Origin of the sequence: Variovorax sp. PvP013, assembly GCF_050435945.1 — a bacterium.
GTDB lineage: Bacteria > Pseudomonadota > Gammaproteobacteria > Burkholderiales > Burkholderiaceae_C > Variovorax.
Genome location: NZ_JBNDLF010000006.1, coordinates 1 through 20,472, shown reverse-complemented (window position 1 = coordinate 20,472; position 20,472 = coordinate 1). Strand labels below are relative to the sequence as shown.

Below are 20,472 nucleotides of genomic sequence, written 5' to 3'. Positions count from 1 at the left end.
GAATATACCTCTCTGCCTAACATCGGTCCGCACAACGAACCCAGGAGACAAGACATGAACACCCTCACCCGTCGCGCCGTGGGCGCCGCACTGGGCCTGCTGGCGCTCTCGGCGCTGCCCACGGCCGCGCTGGCACAGGCCGCCGCCTACCCGAACAAGGCCGTCAAGATCGTCGTGCCCTATCCGCCGGGCGGCACCAACGACAGCGTGGCGCGCGTGCTGGCGCAGCAACTGGGCGACCGGATGGGTCAGCCCTTCATCGTCGAGAACAAGCCGGGTGCCTCGGGCAACCTCGGCGCCGAACTGGTCGCCCGCGCCCCCGCCGACGGCTACACGCTGCTGCTGGTGACGATGGGCCACACCATCCACCCGTCGCTCTACAAGAACCTGCGCTACGACATCCGCACTGACCTGGCGCCGATCACGACGCTGACCAGCGGTCCGGTCCTGGTGATGGTGAATCCGAACCTCGGCATCAACAACGTCAAGGACCTGATTGCGCGTGCCAAAGACAAGCCCGGCGAGCTGAATTTTTCCTCGGCCGGCAACGGGTCGTCGACCCACCTGGCGACCGAGTACCTGAGCGAACTCGCGGGCATCAAGATGACGCACATCCCCTTCAACGGCAGCGCGCCGGCCATGATGGACGTGATCGCCGGCAACTCGCAGGTGGTGATGGACCTGATGTTCTCCGCCACGCCGCAGGTCAAGGGCGGCAAGCTCAAAGCCATCGCGCAGACCGGCGCCAGGCGCTCGCCGATCATGCCCGACGTGCCCACGGTGGCGGAGTCGGGCCTGCCGGGCTTCGACGTCTCGGTGTGGAACGGCCTGATGGCGCCGGCCGGCACGCCGAAGGACGTGATCGCCAAGCTCAACGCCGAGATCAAGCGCGAGCTCGCCACGCCGGAGTTCAAGGAGCGCCTGGCGGCGCAGGGTTACGAGCCGGCCTGGTCGACGCCCGAGCAGTTCGGCCAACGCATCGCCTCCGACATCGATCGCTGGGCCAAGGTGGTCAAGAGCTCTGGCGCCAAGGCCGAGTGAGCGTCGCCCTTCCATCACCTTCCACGAGATCGCCCATGTCCGCCAAACTCGCGCTCAGCCGCCTGCTGCACCCCCGCTCGATCGCCGTGATCGGCGCGTCCGACGACCCCTTGCGCATTGGCGGGCGGCCCATCGCCTACATGCGCGAGCAAGGCTTCCAAGGCCGGCTGATGCCGGTCAACCCCAACCGGACGCAGATCCAGGGCCTGCCGGCCTTCGCCAGCGTGGCCGCGTTGCCGGAGACGCCGGACGTCGCCGTCGTCGCCGTGGCGGCCAAGCTCGCGCCGCAGGTGGTCGCCGACCTGGGCGCGCGCGGCACGGCGGCGGCCATCGTGTTCTCCGCCGGCTTCGCCGAGATGGGCCCGGCCGGCGCCGCGCTGGAGCGCCAGATGCTGGAGGCCGCGCGTGCAAGCGGTATCCGGCTGCTCGGCCCCAACTCGCTGGGCGTGCTCAATCCGCGCATCGGCTTCTATGGCAGCTTCACCTCGGTGGTGGAGATGGGTTTCCCGGAGGCCGGGCGCGTGGGCATCGCCAGCCAGTCGGGCGCCTACGGCAGCCACATCCTGGGCATCGCGCGCGAGTTCGGCATCGGCGTGTCGTCGTGCGTGATGAGCGGCAACGAGAGCGACATCACCCTGGGCGAGCTGGTGCAGGCCTTCGTCGACGACCCGGACACCGACGTCATCACCGTCTACTCCGAGGGCATCCGCGACGGCGCGCGCCTGCTTGCCGCGCTGGAGGCCGCGCGCCGCGCGCGCAAGCCGGTGGTGATGATGAAGGTCGGTACCAGTGCCGTGGGCAGCGCCGCCGCCCAGTCGCACACCGCTTCCATCGCCGGCAACGACGCCGTGACCGACGCCGTGCTGGCCGACCACGGCGTGGTGCGCGCTCGCTCGACCGAGCACATGCTCGACGTCGCCCGCCTGGCGACGCGGCGCATTTACCCGGTGGGCAACACGCTGGGCGTGATCACCGTGAGCGGCGGTGCCGGCGTGATCGTCTCGGACGCGGCCGAGGCCGTGGGCCTGGCCATGCCCGAGATGCCCGCCGTCGCACAGCGCCACCTGAAGGAGCTGATCCCCTTTGCCGCGCCGCGCAACCCGGTGGACTGCACCGCGCAGTTCATGAACGACCTGACCATCGCCGGCCGCTTCACCGAGGCCGTGGTGGCGGAGGGCGGCTATCAGTCGATCCTGGGCTTCTTCACCTACACGGTGGGCGCGGCATCGATCGCCGAGGGCCTGCGCGCGCAGCTCAAGGCGGTGCGCGAGCGCCACCCCGACCGGTTGTTCGTACTCTCCATCCTGGCCTCAAAGGAGCGCGTGCGCCAGTACGAGGCCGACGGCTTCACGGTGTTCGAGGACCCGGCCCGCGCCGTCATCGCCATCGAGGCCATGGGCCGCTTCGGCGAGGCCTTCGCGTGCCGGCCCGGCCTGCCCGCGCCCGCGGTGCCGCCCATCGCGCTGCCCGCCGCGACCCCAAGCGAGGCCGAGGCCAAACGCGTGCTGGCCGAGGCCGGCATCGCCGTGGCGCCCGAGCGCACCTGCGCCACGGCCGACGCGGCGATGGCCGCCGCCGAGGCGCTGGGCTGGCCGGTGGTGATGAAGATCCTGTCGCCCGACATCCTGCACAAGTCCGAGATCGGCGGCGTGCTGCTGGACGTGGCCGATGCCGACGCGGTCCGCGCGGGCTTCGCCACCCTGATCGAGCGCGGCCGGCAGGCCATGCCGACGGCGCGCATCGAGGGCGTGCTGGTCGCCAAGCAGCTTGGCGGCGGCGTCGAATGCATCCTGGGCATCCAGCGCGATCCGGTGTTCGGCCCGGTGGCGATGTTCGGCCTGGGCGGCATCTTCGTCGAGGTGATGAAGGACGTCGTGCTGCGGCAATGCCCGTTCGGCGAGGACGTGGCCGAGCGGATGATCCGCTCCATCAAGGGCGCGCCGCTGCTGCTGGGCGCGCGCGGTAGGCCGCCGGTGGACGTGAAGGCGCTGGCGGCGATGCTCGCGCGTCTGTCGGTGTTCGCGCACCAGGCCGGCGAGCGCCTGCAATCGATCGACCTGAATCCGGTGTTCGCACTGCCTGATGGCCAGGGCGCCTTCGCCGCCGACGCCGTCATCGAGCTACTTCCGGCACCGGTGGCGGCGGTGGTCGCGGCCGACGAAGCGGTGGTCGCGTGATCCGCGACGCCCGGACGTCGGAGGTCATGGGCCTCGACCCCCTTCGTCTGCTGGAACGCCGCTTCGACCCGGTCGAGCATCGCTATGCCGAGCGCGACAGCATGCTCTACGCGCTGGGCTGCGGCCTGGGCGGCGACGCGCTCGACGAGGGCCAGCTGCGCTACGTGCACGAAGGTGCGGCGGGCGGCCTGCGAGCGCTACCGACTCTGATCAACGTATTGGGCTACGGCGGCTTCTGGGCCGACCAGCCCGACACCGGCATCACCTGGCGCCGGCTCGTGCATGCCGAGCAGGCGATCGTGCTGCACCGTCCGCTGGCGGCGCGGGGCCACGTCGTCGGCCGCAACCGCGTGACCGGCCTGCACGACAAGGGCGTCGACCGGGGCGCGCTGATGCTTCAGGAGCGCCAGGTGACCGATGCCGCGAGCGGCGAGCCGATCGCCACCGTGACGCAGACCACCATGCTGCGCGGCGACGGCGGCTTCGGCGGCACGCATGGCGCGCCGCTGGCGGCGCCGCACGCCGTGCCGGACCGCGCGCCCGATGCCGTCTGCGACCTGCCGACCCTGCCGCAGGCCGCGCTGCTCTATCGCCTGAACGGCGACTTCAATCCGCTGCACGCCGACCCGGCGGTGGCACGGGCGGCGGGGTTCCCGCGCCCCATCCTGCACGGCCTGGCGACCATGGGCGTGGCCCTTCACGCCGTACTAAAGACATTGCTGGGCTACGACGCCGACGCCGTGCGCGGCATGCGCGTGCGCTTCACGGCGCCGGTGCTGCCCGGCGAGACATTGCGCACCGCGCTGTGGCGCGACGGCGCCGTGGTGTCGCTGCGCTCGAAGGCGCTGGAGCGCGACACGGTCGTCCTCGACGCCGGGCGCGTCGACCTGGCCTGAACCACCCCCCACATCGAACCCGAAGGAATTCCCATCATGGATCTGCAGATCAAGGACAAGGTCGCCATCGTCACGGGGTCCGCGCGCGGACTGGGCGCCGCCACGGCGCGCCGGCTGGCCGAGGAGGGCGCGCACGTCGTCGTCACCGACATCCTGCGCGAGCAGGCCGAGGCCACCGTCGCCGCGCTGGCCGCCGATGGCCTGTCGGCGCACTGCGTCGTCGCCGACATCACGAAGGGCACTGAGGTGCAGCGCCTGGTGGACGAGACGGTCGCGCGCTTCGGCGGCGTCCACATCCTGGTCAACAACGCCGGCTTTCCGCGCGACCGCTACCTGGTCAAGATGAGCGAGGACGACTGGGACCTGGTGATGGAGGTGATGCTCAAGGGCGCCTTCTTGGCCAGCCGGGCGGTCATGCCCAGGTTCATCGAGCAGGGCTGGGGCCGCATCGTCAACATCAGCTCGCGGGCGCACTTCGGCAACCCGACGCAGGCCAACTACTCGGCCGCCAAGGCCGGCCTGATCGGCATGGCCAAGGCGCTGGCGATCGAGGAGGGGCGCTACGGCGTGACGGTGAACTGCGTGGCCCCGGGCTTCATGGAGACCGAGATGGTGCAGGCGCTGCCGACCTACGAGACCATCAAGGAGCGCGCCGTGGCCCTGCAGCCGATCAAGCGCGTGGGCAAGCCGACCGACATCGCCGATGCGGTGGCATTCCTGGTCTCCGAGCGCGCGAGCTTCATCACCGGCGAGGTGCTCCACGTCACAGGGGGCCGCTATGGCTGAGTTCGTGCGCTGCGAGGTGGCCGGCGGCATCGCCGTGCTGACACTGGACAACCCGCCCCTGAACGTCGTGTGCCGGGGCCTGACGCAGGCGCTGGATCGCGCGCTGGACGTCGTCGAGGCCGATGCGTCGGTGCGGGCCGTGGTAGTGACGGGAGCAGGCACCCGGGCCTTCTGCGCCGGGTCGGACATCGCCGAATTCCAGCCGCTGATGCAGCCGGGCCGGATCGGTCCGGAGAAGCTCGAACTGCAGCACCGCGTGTTCGGCCGGCTCGACGACTTTCCGAAGCCGACCGTCGCGGCGGTCAACGGCTTGGCCTTCGGCGGCGGGCTGGAGATCGCGGTGTGCTGCGACCTGATCGTGGCCGACGCGACGGCGCGCTTCGCGCTGCCGGAGATCAAGCTGGGTGTGTTCCCCGGCAGCGGCGGCGCGGTGCGCGTCACCCGCCGCGTGGGCGAAGGGCGGGCCAAGGAGCTGATGTTCTTCGGCGAGCCGATCGACGCTCCCACCGCGCTGGCCTGGGGCCTGATCAACCGCGTCGAGCCCCGGGGCACCGCGCTGGAGGCCGCCCTGGCCCTGGCGACCACGCTGACCCTGCGTCCGCCCCTGGCGCTGGCCCTGTGCAAGCGAGCCATCGACCTGAGCTTCGACTTCACGGAGGACGCGGCCATCGCCGCCGCGCTGCCGCTGTCCGAACGGGTCTTCACCTCGGCCGAATCCAGGGAAGGCGTGCGCGCCTTCCTGGCCAAAGAGACGCCCCGTTTCCCCGATTTCCACGACTTCTCCGATGCCTTGAAAGACTGAGAACATGAAACGCGCAGCCATCGTCTCGCCCCTCCGCACGCCCATCGGCGCCTTCGGCGGCGGCCTCAAGGGCGTCGCCGTGGAGGAGCTGGGCGCGACCGTCGCCCGGGCCATCGTCGAGCGCACCGGCCTGGACCCGGCCCGCATCGAGGACGTGGTCTTCGGCCACTCCTACATGAACGGCGAGGTGCCCTGCACCGGCCGCTGGATCGCGCTGCAGGCCGGCTTCCCGATCGGGGTCGCGGGCATGCAGCTCGACCGCCGCTGCGGCAGCGGCCTGCAGGCTATCGCGACGGCCGCCATGATGGTCCAGACCGGCGCAGCCGACGTCGTGATGGCCGGCGGCGTCGAGAGCATGAGCAATGTCGAGTACTACACCACCGACATGCGCTGGGGCAAGCGCGCCGGCACGGTCGCGTTCCACGACCGGCTGGAGCGCGGTCGCGAGCGTTCGCAGCCCGAGTCGCGCTTCGGCAGGATCAGCGGAATGATCGAGACGGCCGAGAACCTGGCGCGCAACCACGGCATCAGCCGGGAGGAATCCGACGCCTTCGCGCTGCGCAGCCACCAGCGCGCCGCCGCCGCGTGGGCGTCGGGCAAGTTCGCCCAGGAGGTGGTGCCGGTCGACGTGCCGCAGCGCAAGGGCGACCCGGTGCGGGTCGAACGCGACGAGGGCATCCGCGGCGACCTCACCCTGGAGCAGCTGGCCAGGCTCCGGCCGATCGTGAAGGGCGGCGTCGTCACCGCCGGCAACGCCTGCCAGCAGAACGACGCGGCGGCGGCGTGCCTGATCGTCGCCGAGGACAAGCTGGACGAGCTCGGCCTCACGCCCATCGGCTACCTCCACAGCTGGGCGGCGGCGGGCTGCGAACCCTCGCACATGGGCATTGGTCCGGTGCCGGCGGTGCAGAAGCTGTTCGCCCGCAACGGCCTGGGTTTCGACGACATGGGGCTGGTCGAATTGAACGAGGCCTTCGCCTGCCAGGCGCTGGCGGTGGCCAAGGGCTGGGGCTGGAACGATCCGGAGCGCTTCAACGTCAACGGCTCGGGCATCTCGCTGGGGCACCCGGTCGGCGCGACGGGGGTGCGCATCATGACCTCGCTGCTGCACGAGATGCAACGGCGCGGCGCCCGCTACGGCCTGGAGACCATGTGCATCGGCGGCGGCCAGGGGCTGGCCGCAGTGTTCGAGCGGGCCTGAGCCGCATGACCTATCCCTTCCTGAACCGGCTGCGGGTGATCGAGAGCTCGGCGTTCATCGCCGCGCCGCTGGCCGGCCTGACGCTGGCCCAGCACGGCGCCGACGTGATCCGCATCGACATGATCGGCGGTGGCATCGACTACGGCCGCATGCCGCGCATGCCGCATCCCCAAGGCCGTGGCCGCAGCCTCTATTGGACGGCGCTGAACAAGGGCAAGCGCTCGGTCGCCATCGACCTGCGCCGGCCGCAAGGTTGCGAGCTGATCCAGGCGCTGGCGACCGCGCCCGGGGCCGACGCCGGCGTGCTGCTGACCAACATCGGCACGCCCTGGCTGGCCCACGGCGTGCTAGCCGAACGGCGCGCCGACGTCGTCAGCTGCACCATCCAGGGCAACGGCGACGGCAGCACGGCGGTCGACTACACGGTCAACACATCCACCGGCTATCCGCTGGTGACCGGCGGCGGCTCGTTGGAGCGGCCGGTCAACCACGTGCTGCCGGCCTGGGACATCGCCTGCGCCTACCAGGCGGCCTTCGGCATCCTGGCGGCGGTGGACCGGCGCCGGCGCACCGGGGAGGGCGCGGAGCTGAAGCTGGCGCTGTCCGACACCGCCTTCGGCTTGCTGTCGCACCTGGGCGTGCTGGCCGAGGTGGAACTGCTCAAGCAGGAGCGGCCCTCCATCGGCAACCATCTCTACGGTGCCTTCGGCCGCGACTTCGGCACGGCGGACGGGCAGCGGCTGATGGTCGTGGCGATCTCCGCCGGCCAGTGGAAATGCCTGGTGGCAGCCTGCGGCATCGAAGCGGGCGTGGCCGACCTGCAGCGGCGCACCGGGCTGGACCTGGCCGACGAGGCCTGCCGTTTCGAGGCCCGCGACGCCATCGCGGCGCTGCTGGAGCCGTGGTTTGCCGTGCGCGACCGGGCGCAGGCGGAGCGCGAACTCAAGGCCGGCAAGGCCACCTACGGCAGCTACGACACGGTCTCGGACATGCTGACGCGCGACCCGCGCCTGAACGCGGCGAGCAACCCGGTGTTCGAGCGCATCGACACCCCCGGCATCGGCGAACACATCGCCGCCGGTTCCGCGCTGCGGGCCGCCGGCCTGGAACGCGAACCGACGCCGCCGGCCGCGCTGCTCGGCGCCCACACCGACGAGGTCCTGCACGAAGTGCTGGGCCTCGACGGCGCCGCCATCGGCCGACTGCACGACGCCGGCGTGGTGGCCGGGACCGAAGCCGACCCCACCGTGGACTGAAGCCATGACACCGAACGAGACCTCGACAGCGTCGCACGACGATCCGTGGTGCGAAGCGTGGGTGGGCCGCGAGGAACGCGCCTCGGCCATCATCGCGTCCGAGGCCGTCGCGGCGCTCGCCGCCACACTGGACCGGCCCGCGCCGGCCCCGGGCGACGCGCTGCCGCCGGGCTGGCAGTGGCTGTTCTTCAATCCGGTGGTGGCGCAGGCCGAGCTGGGCGACGACGGCCATCCGGTGCGCACGCCGCGCAGCTTCCTGCCGCCGCTGGCGCTGCCGCGCCGCATGTGGGCTGGCAGCCGCATCCGCTACCTGGCACCGCTGGCGGTGGGCGCGACGGCCACCCGCCACAGCCACATCGAACGCATCGTGCCCAAGGAAGGCCGCGGCGGGCGCATGTGCTTCGTCACCGTCGTCCACCGCATCGCCAGCGAGGGCCGCGACCGCATCGTCGAGGAACAGGACATCGTCTATCGCGAGGCGTCGACCGCCTTGGCGGGCGCGCCGTCAGCCGCCGCCGGCACGCCCGCTCCCGCCGTATCGGCCGCACCGGCGACCTGGCAGCGCGAGCTGCGGACCGATCCGGTGCTGCTGTTCCGCTACTCGGCGCTGACTTTCAACAGTCATCGGATCCACTACGACCGGTCCTACGCCCGCGAGATCGAGCACTACCGCGATCTGGTCGTGCACGGTCCGCTGACGGCCACGTTGCTGCAGGCGCACGCCATTGACGCCCAGCCGGGGCGCATCCTCAATGCGTTCGAATTCAAAGGCTTGCAGCCGCTCTTCGTGGACGAACCGCTGGTGCTGTGCGCTGACCAGGACGGCGAGAACCGTCTCGCGCTGCGCGCCCTGGCGCCGGACGGATCGACGGCGATGGGCGCGACGGCCCTCTTCCATCCTTGAAGCCAAGCCCATGCATCATCTGCCACGCAGCTATCTTTTCGTTCTGGGGGATCGCCCTGAGCGTTTCGACAAGGCGGTCGCCAGCGGCGCGCACCGGATCATCCTCGATCTGGAAGACGCGGTCGCGCCAACGTCGAAAGACGTTGCCCGCGCGGCGGTGTCGGAGTGGCTGGTCGCCCATCCCGGAGTCCCAGCGCTGGTCCGGATCAACGCGGTCAACACCGTGTGGTTCGAGGCCGACCTGTCCATGCTGGCCGGCATCCCGGGCGCTGGCCTGGTGTGCCCAAAGGCTGAGCCCGATGCCATGGCGGCCGCGCTGGAGGCCCTGCGCTCCAGCGTGCCGAGAGAGGCCGTGGCGCTGATCGAGACCGTGCGTGGCCTGCTCGACCTGCGCGCGACGGCGGCCTTGCCCGGCGTCGGCCGGCTGGCGTTCGGCAGCATCGATTTCAGCCTTGACGCCGGCACGGCCGACGGTGTCGACGAGCCGGGCATGACGGCTGCTAGGACCACGATCGCATTGGAATCGCGTTATGCGAGCCTACCCGCACCCATTGACGGCGTCAGCACCGAGATCGACGGCGACACGGTACGCGTCCATGCCGACCGGGCACGTCGTCTGGGGTTCGGCGGCAAGCTGTGCATCCATCCTCGTCAAGTCGACACCGTGCTCCAGGCGTTCGCGCCGACGGCTGAAGAAAGGCGCTGGGCGATGGATGTGATCGCCGCGTTCAAGGCCGCAGGCGGAAGCGCCGTCTCGCTGCGCGGGCAGATGATCGACCTGCCCGTGGTCGAACGTGCGAGCCGGATCGTGGCTGGTTGAGAGCGCTAATTTTAATAAGAACGAAAACGAACATGGAAAAATCAGCCAGTGATCATTTTATTAAAATAATTGCTGTTGACTGAAATTTAGTTGGCTTTGCAATTCACAGAAGATTTTTTAAAACGATGATTTTGCAGTGTCGATATAAACCGCAGATATTGATGATAGGGATGGAGATTGTGATTATCAATAAGTTAGTGAGATCTGAGGGATCGAACTTTGTCCTCAAAAATGAGGATGCCAGCAAGAGGCGCAGGCGTAGTCTATTGGCAGCCTCGGTTCGCACTTCTTTTCAAAAGCGCAGTCACTTGCAGCATCGCCTGTGACATCACGGCGGTCGCGCCCGGTTGCGGACAGTGCTTCTGAACATAACCTGGTAGAGGATCACATGGGCAATTTGCGCTGGAACAATGATTGGTTTCCGCTCTCCGGCCAAGCTGTGTTCGACAGGAACAAGCAGCGGGTGGTCGCAGTCTCGCGAGCGGACGGCAAACTGGATCTGTTCGTCATTGGTTTTGACAATCATGTCTGGACCACCTTCTGGAGCGCAGAGGGTGGATGGAACGGCGATTGGTTTGCACTCCCCGGCAAGGCCGTGTTCGACCGTGACAAGCAGCAAATCGCTGTGGTATCGCGTGCAGAAGGCAACCTCGATCTCTTCGTTATCGGTTTCGACAATCGCGTCTGGACCACTTTCTGGACGGCGGCGGGTGGCTGGAATAACGACTGGTTTCCTCTTCCCGGGCAGGCCGTGTTCGATCGAGACAAGCAGCGTGTCGTTGCCGCCTCGCGTGCAGCGGGCAACATCGACCTCTTCATCATCGGCTTCGACAACCGCGTCTGGACCACCTTCTGGACCACGGCGGGCAATTGGAACAAGGACTGGTTTCCATTACCCGGCAAAGCCGTCTTCGACCGGGACAGGCAGTACGTCGCTGCCGTGTCAAGGGCGGCAGACAATCTCGACCTCTTCGTCATCGGTTTCGACAACCGCGTCTGGACCACTTTCTGGACCGTGTCTGGCAACTGGAATCAGGACTGGTTCCAGTTGCCAGGAAAAGCTGTCTTCGATCATGACAAGCAGCATGTCGCCGCCGTCTCGCGCGCTGCAGGCAACCTCGATCTCTTCGTCATCGGTTTCGACAATCGCGTCTGGACTACTTTCTGGACCGCGCATGGAGGTTGGAACAAGGACTGGTTCCCGCTGCCCGGGCAGGCCGTGTTCAACCGAGACAAGCAGCATGTCGTCCCCGTTTCACGGGCCTCTGACAATCTCGACCTCTTCGTCATCGGCTTCGACAACCGCATCTGGACCACCTTTTGGAGCAAGGCCGGCGGCTGGAGCAAGGACTGGTTCCCGCTTCCTGGAAAAGCCGTGTTTGACCGCGACAGTCAACAGGTAGCCGCGGTCGCGCGCGCACCTTCCAATCTCGACCTGTTTGTCATCGGGCTGGACAATCACGTCTGGTCGACCTGCTGGGCCGCGCATCCGGAAGACCGGCCCTGGGCCGTCATCCTCTGTCGCTTCCTGGGAGAAAGACCCGACGCCGGCCGTGAGGCACCGGTGAAGAGCTTCTTTGAACAGGCCTTCACGCCCGGCTCAGGCGGACTCGTGGAGTACTGGCGCGATGTCTCGCTCGGCTCGGTGGACATCACTGGAAGCCGGGTCTTCGACTGGGTCGAGATCGACATTCCAAGGATCAATGCCGGGGGCATCGGCAGGGCGGCCCTGATCGATGCAGCGATACGGGCTTCGAAGAAGCGAGGCGACGATCCCCTCACGGGATTTCACAGCCAAATCGCCGTGTATCCGCACAACTGGGCCAAGGACGGCGCTCCTCCCGGTGCCGATTGGCGCACCCCGGGCTGGGCACCGTTCTGGATCGACGGCAGCGCCGATGGACGGGGAAAGGTCTGCCTGACGCCTCCCTTCAACGGCAACATCACCGCTCACGAGATGGGCCACGGCTTCGGCATGAACCACGACGTGGGCGCCGGCCTGACCACGGACTCCGACTATGCGGATCCGGCGTGCATCATGAGCCAGAACGGTTCGTTTCTCCAGCCGCCATGGAATGTCGGATTCGGACCGGCGATCTGCCTGCCGCATTTGGTGCAACAAGGCTGGTTGCCACGCGGACGACTTTATGTGGACGACGGTCCATGGATGAGCAGCGGCGCCACGGTCCCATTGGCACCCATCGATCGTCCGCAGGCCCGAGCCAACTTGGGCATCCGTCTGAAAAATGTCCGCGCGACGCCGGCGTGGGACTACTACCTGGAGTACTGCACTCCGAGCGATTGGAACCGCGGCGTCCTGGGAAGTCCTTACCTGCTGATTCGGCGGATCGTGGACATACCCGGCGCTGGCCAGCGTCCCGCCTACCTCATGGCCTTGCAGTTCAACCAGACTGTAGGCACCACCGCCACGGCTGTTGAGCCATCAGGCAACGTGCGCTTTACCGTGGAAGTGACCTCGTTGCCAGGTCCCATCATCAAGGTGATGGCCGAAGCCCTTTAGTTCAAAGGCATCGGCCTCTGGCATGGGGCTCTGCGCTCCATTGGCTGCTGCTTGTTAGACGTCGGACTGACGCATGGGCCGCTCTGAGAGCTCGCTAGAGCGTCCCTTGGCCGAGCGGAACAGCCAAACCCCTCCTGTCGCCCTGCAAGGCCTCCTGCTGCAGGTACGCGTGGGGGTATTCCTCCAGGTTGTGATAGCGGGGCATCAGCTCAACCGGATTAATGGGGTCGTGGCAAATCCGCCTGGGCTTTCAGCACAGAGAGGGAGGACCAAGAATGCAGGAGTTTGCGCACCCGCGAATTGCAAATCCTGAAAATTTTGCGCTTTTTGAGGAGGTCGACCTCGCACATCGTTTTAGCCTCCAAGATATGAGATGACGACGGCCAATTGCGCCTTGTCACAGATGTTCAGTTGACGATAGATGTCGACCAAGTAGTTGTTGACGGTCGAGCGCGAAAGAAACATGCGTTCTGCCACTTCGCTTTGACTCACACCGCTTGCGAACATGACCGCAACCTCTTGCTTGCGTTTCGACAAGTCGTCGAAGGCGTGACGCGCACGCACGTGCAGCAGCAAGGCACCTTCCTGCAGGGTCTGGAACCAAGCGATGATGTGCCGTCCCGACCAGCGACGGCCGGGCCATCGGACAAGATGAGATTTCAGCACCTCGGGCACTGCTGGACCTCGCCATACCGGCCATTCCAGGGCCATCAGGGAAGAGAAGTGGTCATCGACGGCAGTCACCAGATGCTCGGATGTCAGCACCGCAGTCGCCACCTTGCATGCTTGAGTGCTCCCCCGAACCGCGCCCAGCTGAAGCATCCAGTTGTGCGTCCAGGCGTCAATGATGTGGGGTGCCGCTGCATCCAGAAAGCATCGATCGACCTCGTCAAAGGGATCGTCGCGATGCTTGCGGAAAATTGAAATTCCGACAATCGTCTTCACGATCGCGTCGACCTGGACTGCGCCCAAGACGTGTTCCTGTTCGCGAAGTTCGAGGAACGATCTGAGTCGACCCGCAGGCATCGAACTGAGGGGCATTGCAAAACCAGTGACGCCGGTGTCAAGTGCGGACTTCAAAAAAGGATCTTCGCGCCACAGTTCCTGGTCCATGTAGCCCGTGACGCGATCGGGCCATTGCCGATGGAGATGGTGATCGTGCATCTTCGGCCCGTCCTCGGTCAGCACGGTACGCATCCAGAAGCCGGAATCGAATCGCACCTGATGTTCCAGTTCGCTGAACATCCAAGTTCGGAAATCGCCGTGCGGCAGACGTCGGGCAGCGCGGTGCGTTGCCAAAACGAACAGGCTGCTGTTGGAATCCATGTCACCTCGCGTTGATGAACAGGCGTGATGCCTTTTGTGGTGAGCACTGCGCCCGGTCATGGCATCCGCACGACGTGCGAGTCACGGTATCGCGCCGCGCTGGCCCTCGTATGCCTTGTTCATCGCCATGGTCCGACAGCGCAAGGTCGAATGGAAGGGGTCGTGCCATTTGGCGGCGGCAAATTCATCACTTTGATGGAGCCTCCGACAGACGTCCCGATGCATGCACTGGCAGGCGTCTCACCCCCACCGGCTGACCTGCGCCGCAGCAGTTCTCCGGTCGAGGCGGTCACACGACGTACCGGGCATTGCCCGAGTCACCGGCGGAGAATTCCGACCGATGCGTTTGCCTGGGTGCTGTTTGGCGAGTGCCGGCACCATCGGCTCGTCGTGCCAGTGCGTGGGTGCTCGACCGCAGGAGCACCGTCTCACGCCGGCCGGCGACAGTGCCTGACAACGATTGCATGGTCCCTCAATGTCCTCGATCGCAGGGTTGTTTCGCACGTGGGTCCTGCATCCGAATTGAGCTGTATCCCTTCAATGGCAGAACATCCAGTGTTACAGCGCGCTTTCAGCTGGGGGAAAAGCTGGCTGCCATTTTGCGGACGGCCAGCTCGGCACCAGACGGTACTTTTCGGAACCCAGATCCACTTCGAAAGGGAAAAAAGGGCAAATGCCCCGTAGTCAATTCTCGTGGTCTCCCTAACATGAGTTTTGGCTCGAATGACTCAGACGCGGTTTGCCAAACCGGGACGACCCCACCCTAAAAAATTAAATGAAGAAGAGTGACTCCGAAAATATCAAAGAAATTTTATTGTGATGAGGGCTCGCGCATCTTGCGATACGAAACGCAAGTGATGAAGCTGTACAGCGGATGCCTGTGAGACGCCGAAAAAGTCAGTAGAAGTAAATTGATTTTTTCCAGGGCTCTATTGATAGCTTGAATCATGACGCTGGCAGGTGCGCGAGTGCGACGACGTTTTGTTATCGACATCAATCAGAAGGAGACGAGCATGATCTCAGCGGGAACCAAGGTAGGTCGCTTGCGCGCTGTTTACTCTGGCAGGGCCACAGCGGTCCTGGCCACGCTGGCGCTGACGATGGCGGCTTGCGGTGGTGGCGACGGCGGCGGCACCGCCGCTTCATCGATGTCTGGCCCAGGCGATGTGAAGATCGTCGACACAGGCGGCAACGCCGTGTCGAGCTGGAACGAGATTGCCATCGACACCATCAACGTGCCAGCCGCTGCAGCTGGAACGCCAGCCGAGCGCCGTCCCATCGATTCGGTCGACCTGGCCACCGTGCACATCGCCATCTACGATGCGCTGATGGCCATCACCGGCACCCACCGGCCTTACTACGTGTCCCGGGTAGCTGTTGCGAGCGAGGGCGCGGTGTCGCAGCCCGCTGCGGTCGGTGCGGCCGCCTACGGCGTGCTCAAGGGTCTGTATCCGGCCCGCACGGCACAGTACCAGTCGGCGTATGTCGAATTCGTCGACGCCATTCCGGAGGGCGCGGCCAAGACGCAGGGACTCGCGCTCGGTGCGGAGGTGGCTGCGGGCGTGCTGGCGGCGCGAGCCGACGACGGGCGCTCGGTCGTGCTCGCGCCCTATGTCCCAGGCACTGCACCGGGCCGTTTCCGAGGCGTCAATCCCATCAACCGCTTCCTGTCGTCGGTCAAGCCTTTCGCGCTCACCAGCGTGTCCCAGTTCCGTCCGCCCGCACCCCATGCGCTCGATTCGGCCGCCTACGCGCAGGACCTTCAGGAGACGCGTTCGCTGGGCGGCGCAGCCAACAGCCCGCGCACGCCCGCGCAATTGGAGGTCGCTCAATTTCACACCGAGCCGCCATTCCGGTTCTGGCCTCGCAACATCCGCCGCTTCGCTCGCACCGATCGCAGCCTGGCCGATCATGCGCGCCTGATGGCGATGATCTACGTGGCGCAGGCCGATGCGACGATCGCCTGCTTCGAGGCCAAGTACTTCTACGAGTCTTGGCGCCCGGCGAGTGCGATCACGCTTGCCGACACCGACGGCAATGCCGCCACCGATCCTGATCCGGGTTGGACACCGGTGGTGCCGACTCCGAACCATCCCGAGTACCCGGCCGCGCATGCCTGCAATGCAGCCGCCATCGCGGGAGCCATCAGGAACTTCTTTGGCACTGAGAAGGTTTCCTATGCCTTCGACAGCGCGATCACTGGCACGACGCACGATTTCACGACGACGCAGGGTTTGGTCGAGGAGGTCCGGGGGGCCCGCATCTACGGCGGCATGCACTTCCGCCATGCGATGGTGCGTGGTGAAGAACTGGGCGAGAACGTCACACGCTGGGTGGCCGCGACCCGCTTTCAACAGACCGGATCACAACAGCCATGACGGGATTCGATCGACGAAGACCTAGCTCCATGCCGGGGAGAAGACCGTTTCGCAGATGCCGCAGGTGCAGTCCGACCATCACAGCGGGTGCGGTCATGAAAGACAGACCAATGCGATGCGGTTTCGTGTTGCCTTACGAAAGAATGTGAGCCGGCAGGAAGTGGTCGTTGCCATTCATTCCAGGGACGGCAAGTTGCGGTTTTCGTTCTTTGTTGGCAGGCATCACCTCAATCCACTCACCACTTCTGCCCGCCGCTGGCATTGCCTTCTCTCCTCGCGTCCCGCCGCCCGGTTGCTGTGACCTTCCCTTGCGAAAGCCTCCCGGTATTGCATGTCGCATTGCCTGATTTCTTCGCTGAAACGCCTGTAGTCATTGGGCGGTCTCTGCCCGGGCAACCCTGCGGTCAGGGTCGCAGGCGCTTTCGTGCTCCCCGTCGCAGCAGCCGTCGAGTTCGTTGCTGCTCCCTCCGGGGTCTTCGCTGCTGCTGCCGCCGCCGCTCGCGCCCGCCCGCTTGGAGAAATCGACTCCTGGTACGCCTGCTGCTGCGCAAGCATTCTCTCGTGACCCGCCTTCATGTTGCGCTGATAGATCTCTAGGTTCTCCGCATCGCGTCTGGCCTTGGCATCCGAGCGTGCTTTCGCTGCGTCTTCCCGCTCAATCGCCAGTCGAACCCGTTCGGCCTGCCGTGCTCCCTGTTGCTGCGCTCGCACTTCGTCTCTCAGCATTGCGGGAACCTCGGTCTTGAGGGGCAGCTTCATGAGCCGTGAGGCCTCGGCCTCTTGCTTTGGGCACGACGACACCGCCTGGTCCCGCACCCCGCCAGGGGCATGGCTGTCAAACGCCATCAGGCGGGCAATGTTCGGGGGCGGTTTGCCTTTCCAGAAATCGTATCGGCCGAACTGCTCGACGCCGTTCTCGTCATAGCTGGGTCCGTATTCGCAACGAAGCCGTCGCGCACCCGCCTTCTGGGCCACGTCGACCTCGCTGGTCATGAAGGCTTGTTCGATGCGCTCCAGCGTGAGCGACATGACGACGGTGATTTCCTCGCCAGGCCTGCGCAACGGCCTGCTGCCCACCCGCTCTGCCTCGGGCGGGTTCAGCGACCGCCACCCACGTGACTCCGCGAGATCGCGTTCCTGGCGATAGGTGTTGTAGACGTCCTGCGACGATTGCAACGCGGCCATGAACTTGGCCTGGTTCATGAAGACCACGTCGGTCTCGCCCCGGGCCCCCATCGACGTGCGCATGGCGCGAATCCACGCCTCGTAGGAGGCCCGTGCCGTCGGCCGGATGCCGCCATCGACGACGCGGTTGCCATTGAGCGCTGCGAAAAGCCTGCCCACGCCTTGTGCGTGATCGGAAAATCCGTTGGCCAGCATGGGCGTCGCGATCATGATGTCCTTGGCAAAGAGGTACTTGCCAAATTCGTCGCCCGCTGCCGCCCGGTTCCAGCGTGACGCTTCGAAGAACGCCTTGCGTGAGCGGTCGATGTCACCCTGGAAACTGCCAATGGCCTTCTGGTACTGCTGAGCCGAGGCGATGGCATCCTGCACCGATGCGCGCATGTAATCACCCATGGTCGGACGGCCGATCCAGTGGTCGAACGAAAAGGCACTGCTCGCGGTCAACAGGGCGCATGACAGGGCAAGGACGCGTACAACCGACACGGTTCGCACCCACCGCCACGCAGTTCGGCCAATGAGCGTATCGATCATGAGGTGATTCCTCGGATTGAATGTCGATGCCGATGCGCCCGCCAGCGCTAGCGGATCATTATGGTCGGGCCATCAGCGGGTCTGTGCGTCCCTGTCATCGCAATTGATGAGGGGGGCGCTCCAAGGTGCAGGACACAAGGCAAGACCGTCGGACAAGACTTCCCGGGGGTTGAACCGTTCGCAAACGGTTCTCCACCAGTGCCGGTTGTTTTTTGGATGGGGTCGACACCGTGCATGGAATCATCGCTGCGGCGGAGCGATCTGGCGAACCTGGATGGTCGCGCTGCCGTGGTTGTTGCGATAGAACCAGGTTGGATCCCAGGGCGGGCCAATCGCGTCGTTGAGATAGAGAAACAGTTCTCCTTCGGTGCGTGCAACGACGCGCGTGATCAACGAGTGACGCTCCCGTGCCAGGGGCAGCGAAGGATCGGGGTCCAGGGCATAGACGTCGGAACCTTTGGCGCCGATGCGCGCCATGGGCCAGAAAATGGGCCGGTAGAACTCTCGCTTGAGAGGCCACGCCAACCGATGGCCCAGCGGCGCATTCGTCACTCCGCGCCAGTCCGCAGGCAAGGTCTGGTCGCGCCACCCCGGGGCGTCGGGGATGGTCAAGACGATCTCGTAGGTTCCCCCGGCCTCCATTTGAAGGCCGGTCGGTGCGCAAGCGTTGTTGTTCTCGAAGGGGTGCTGCAGCGTCGCCGCCGTCGTGCCGACCGCATCAGGACGTGGGGTGGCCATGCACAGGTTGCCACTCGACGACAGGACGGCGAACCACCATGCATTGAGCAGCACCAGCGTCAGTGCCATGAGCGCGATGCCCGAGACGGCGGGCAGCACGATGTGGCGCAGGCCTCGGATCAACGCTTGGTAGATTGGGGAGGTGCGCAGGCTCTCAATGGCATCGGAGAGTCTCGACAGTCGCAAGGGTGCTGGATCGCCGGCCCCCAGGGTGGTGGGCCGGGTCGCAGGCATGGCATACCAAGCCCGCCGCATGACATCGAAGATCGATCGCTGCAGCAGGCCTCCCAGGACTAGTCCTGCGGTAACCAGTCCGCCCCAGAGCACGAAGGTGCCGGGATGGTTCGTGTACCAGAGGACCCAACCCTCGAGCATCGATGGCAGCAACACCTGCAAGCCGTGGAGGGTCGATGACAGCCAGCACCAGCTCGTGCTGCAGCCACCCGGCTGGGCGTTGCTCGTCCATGGCAACAGCAGCAGGACGAGCGTCACGCCGACCGTGGCGAAGTAGACCCCACGCCGCATCCAGACGCCATTGAGGGCTCGTTGGCGGCCCGCTTCGTAGAGACGCAGGTTCGGCTCCTGGAGCGCGTCGCTGTTGGGCCTGACGACGCCATCGAACCCCAACACCTGGAACTTCGCCGGCAGGACGATGGGTGCGTAGGCATCCTGGCCGACCTGGATGCGCCGCAGCACGCTCTCGTGCACCACACTGTCGGGTTGCGGCTCGCGCGGCCTATAGCGGTAATAGCCGGCCAGGCCATGACGCGAGTCGTTCATTGGGCCGTTCTCGTCGGCCAAAGCCTGTTGCTGCTCCAGGATGCTGGACCGCAGCCTCAGCCCATGCGTCTGGGCTTCGGCGAGCATCCATTGCAGCGACACGTGCGCCAGCCCCCTGTCTGGATAGCCGCCGCCGACGTCGGAATGCATGCCCGCGAACCAGACCTGCTGGATGCGGCCTGGATCGGGGTCCCACAACTTCGGGTGGAACGTGGCGCGTTCGTCGTCCAGTGCCAGGGCGTGCACGGCGGTCCGGACCCTGGAAGTGAGTGCCAGGCCCGGCAGGTCGAGGGGCCAGAGAAACTTGTTGATGAAGACGGCCAGTTCGTCGATCGGCATGCCATAGGCGGCCACCGTGTCCCACACACCGACGAACTCGATGTCCACCATGCGCTGCTTGGCCACACTGGCGTAGCGCGTTTGACAGCGCCATCGCGCCCAGACGTCGATGGCGCCGTCGCGCAGCATCCGCGGCAAGGCGATCCAGTTCAGCGCCAGCTTGTAGCGCTCGCGCCGGTAGGCGCGGAAGGCGGCCTTCGACAGCCGACGCAGTTCCGCTTCGTCGCCGCGGTAGGGCAGCAGGCCCTGGCTGGCGATCAGGCCGAGCAACACGCGGATGGTGAAAGCGCCTCGGCTGAAACCGAAGGCATAGATGCGGTCGCCCTCGCGGTAGGTGCGGCTGACGAACTCGTAGAGGTCGCGCACGTTACGGGCCAGACCGTAACCCACGGCCCCCCCCAGGAGCGCGAGTGGTTTGAAGGAGGACGTGCCGACCCCGTCGTCATAGAGCGCGAACTGCCGGGGGCATTCGGGCTGCAGGGGATCTTCGAGGTCGAGCGCTTCGTAGGTGCGCCACACATTGGTCTGATGGGCCTTGCCGCGCGAGTTGCCGGTGCCATCGGACAGGACGATGATATGGCGGGGCTGCGTCATCCCGACAGCATGAGTAAGTGCCAATCAAGCTGTCATCAGGACAATTAGGGATGCTTTGCACTGATTTTTTTAGTGATGAGGTGTGATAAAAATAAAGAGTCCTAGGGAGACGCTGATCAATAGGTTGTCTCGGGCACAGCTTGTGCGTGCCTGAAGCCGTTGTAAATCGCAGGACCCTCCACCCATGAGCCAACGCA

General features: G+C 66.0%; 14 protein-coding genes. 11 read left to right on the top strand and 3 right to left on the bottom strand.

Annotated features, from left to right (window positions below; all coding sequences use genetic code 11):
- Nucleotides 1–54: 54 nt before the first annotated feature.
- The 10 genes from ABID77_RS16045 to ABID77_RS16000 all read left to right on the top strand — a co-directional run bounded on the left by ABID77_RS16045 (nucleotide 55) and on the right by ABID77_RS16000 (nucleotide 12,404).
- Entirely contained in the window at nucleotides 55–1,041 is a 987-nt protein-coding gene (locus ABID77_RS16045; protein ID WP_429597925.1) for a tripartite tricarboxylate transporter substrate binding protein, read from the top strand.
- A 35-nt stretch (nucleotides 1,042–1,076) separates the two neighbouring features.
- A complete protein-coding gene (locus ABID77_RS16040) occupies nucleotides 1,077–3,218 on the top strand; it encodes an acetate--CoA ligase family protein (RefSeq protein WP_429597923.1) in 2,142 nt (713 codons plus the stop codon).
- 26 nt (nucleotides 3,219–3,244) lie between these two features.
- Nucleotides 3,245–4,114, top strand: coding sequence for a MaoC/PaaZ C-terminal domain-containing protein (locus tag ABID77_RS16035; protein WP_429598293.1), 870 nt, complete (start codon nucleotides 3,245–3,247; stop codon nucleotides 4,112–4,114).
- 36 nt (nucleotides 4,115–4,150) lie between these two features.
- Nucleotides 4,151–4,900: an SDR family NAD(P)-dependent oxidoreductase gene (locus ABID77_RS16030; RefSeq protein WP_429597920.1), complete on the top strand. Its 750-nt coding sequence runs from the start codon at nucleotides 4,151–4,153 to the stop codon at nucleotides 4,898–4,900.
- Nucleotides 4,893–5,702: an enoyl-CoA hydratase/isomerase family protein gene (locus ABID77_RS16025; RefSeq protein ID WP_429597918.1), complete on the top strand. Its 810-nt coding sequence runs from the start codon at nucleotides 4,893–4,895 to the stop codon at nucleotides 5,700–5,702. The genes ABID77_RS16030 and ABID77_RS16025 overlap by 8 nt, the downstream gene beginning before the upstream one ends.
- A 4-nt stretch (nucleotides 5,703–5,706) precedes the next feature.
- Nucleotides 5,707–6,903 (top strand): acetyl-CoA C-acetyltransferase, encoded by a 1,197-nt coding sequence (locus tag ABID77_RS16020; RefSeq protein ID WP_429597916.1) that lies wholly within the window; start codon nucleotides 5,707–5,709, stop codon nucleotides 6,901–6,903.
- Nucleotides 6,904–6,908: 5 nt separating this feature from the next.
- On the top strand, nucleotides 6,909–8,159 hold the full coding sequence (locus ABID77_RS16015; RefSeq protein WP_429597914.1) for a CoA transferase: 1,251 nt from the start codon (nucleotides 6,909–6,911) through the stop codon (nucleotides 8,157–8,159).
- Nucleotides 8,160–8,163: 4 nt separating this feature from the next.
- Nucleotides 8,164–9,063, top strand: coding sequence for an FAS1-like dehydratase domain-containing protein (locus ABID77_RS16010; protein ID WP_429597912.1), 900 nt, complete (start codon nucleotides 8,164–8,166; stop codon nucleotides 9,061–9,063).
- A gap of 10 nt (nucleotides 9,064–9,073) precedes the next feature.
- Nucleotides 9,074–9,883 (top strand): HpcH/HpaI aldolase/citrate lyase family protein, encoded by an 810-nt coding sequence (locus ABID77_RS16005; protein ID WP_429597910.1) that lies wholly within the window; start codon nucleotides 9,074–9,076, stop codon nucleotides 9,881–9,883.
- Nucleotides 9,884–10,271: 388 nt separating this feature from the next.
- The gene (locus ABID77_RS16000) at nucleotides 10,272–12,404 is read left to right on the top strand and encodes a hypothetical protein (RefSeq protein WP_429597908.1); all 2,133 of its coding nucleotides are present in this window, start codon (nucleotides 10,272–10,274) and stop codon (nucleotides 12,402–12,404) included.
- 354 nt (nucleotides 12,405–12,758) lie between these two features.
- Here ABID77_RS16000 and ABID77_RS15995 read toward each other — a convergent pair whose 3' ends face one another.
- Nucleotides 12,759–13,730 (bottom strand): helix-turn-helix transcriptional regulator, encoded by a 972-nt coding sequence (locus ABID77_RS15995; RefSeq protein WP_429597906.1) that lies wholly within the window; start codon nucleotides 13,728–13,730, stop codon nucleotides 12,759–12,761.
- Nucleotides 13,731–14,677: 947 nt separating this feature from the next.
- Here ABID77_RS15995 and ABID77_RS15990 point away from each other — a divergent pair.
- Nucleotides 14,678–16,108: a vanadium-dependent haloperoxidase gene (locus ABID77_RS15990; protein WP_429597904.1), complete on the top strand. Its 1,431-nt coding sequence runs from the start codon at nucleotides 14,678–14,680 to the stop codon at nucleotides 16,106–16,108.
- A 222-nt stretch (nucleotides 16,109–16,330) separates the two neighbouring features.
- Here the strand turns inward: ABID77_RS15990 and ABID77_RS15985 are convergent, their stop codons facing one another.
- The gene (locus ABID77_RS15985; protein ID WP_429597902.1) at nucleotides 16,331–17,824 is read right to left on the bottom strand and encodes a hypothetical protein; all 1,494 of its coding nucleotides are present in this window, start codon (nucleotides 17,822–17,824) and stop codon (nucleotides 16,331–16,333) included.
- A 240-nt stretch (nucleotides 17,825–18,064) separates the two neighbouring features.
- Complete coding sequence (locus ABID77_RS15980; RefSeq protein ID WP_429597900.1) at nucleotides 18,065–20,275, bottom strand: DUF2235 domain-containing protein; 2,211 nt, start codon at nucleotides 20,273–20,275, stop codon at nucleotides 18,065–18,067.
- Nucleotides 20,276–20,472: the final 197 nt, after the last annotated feature.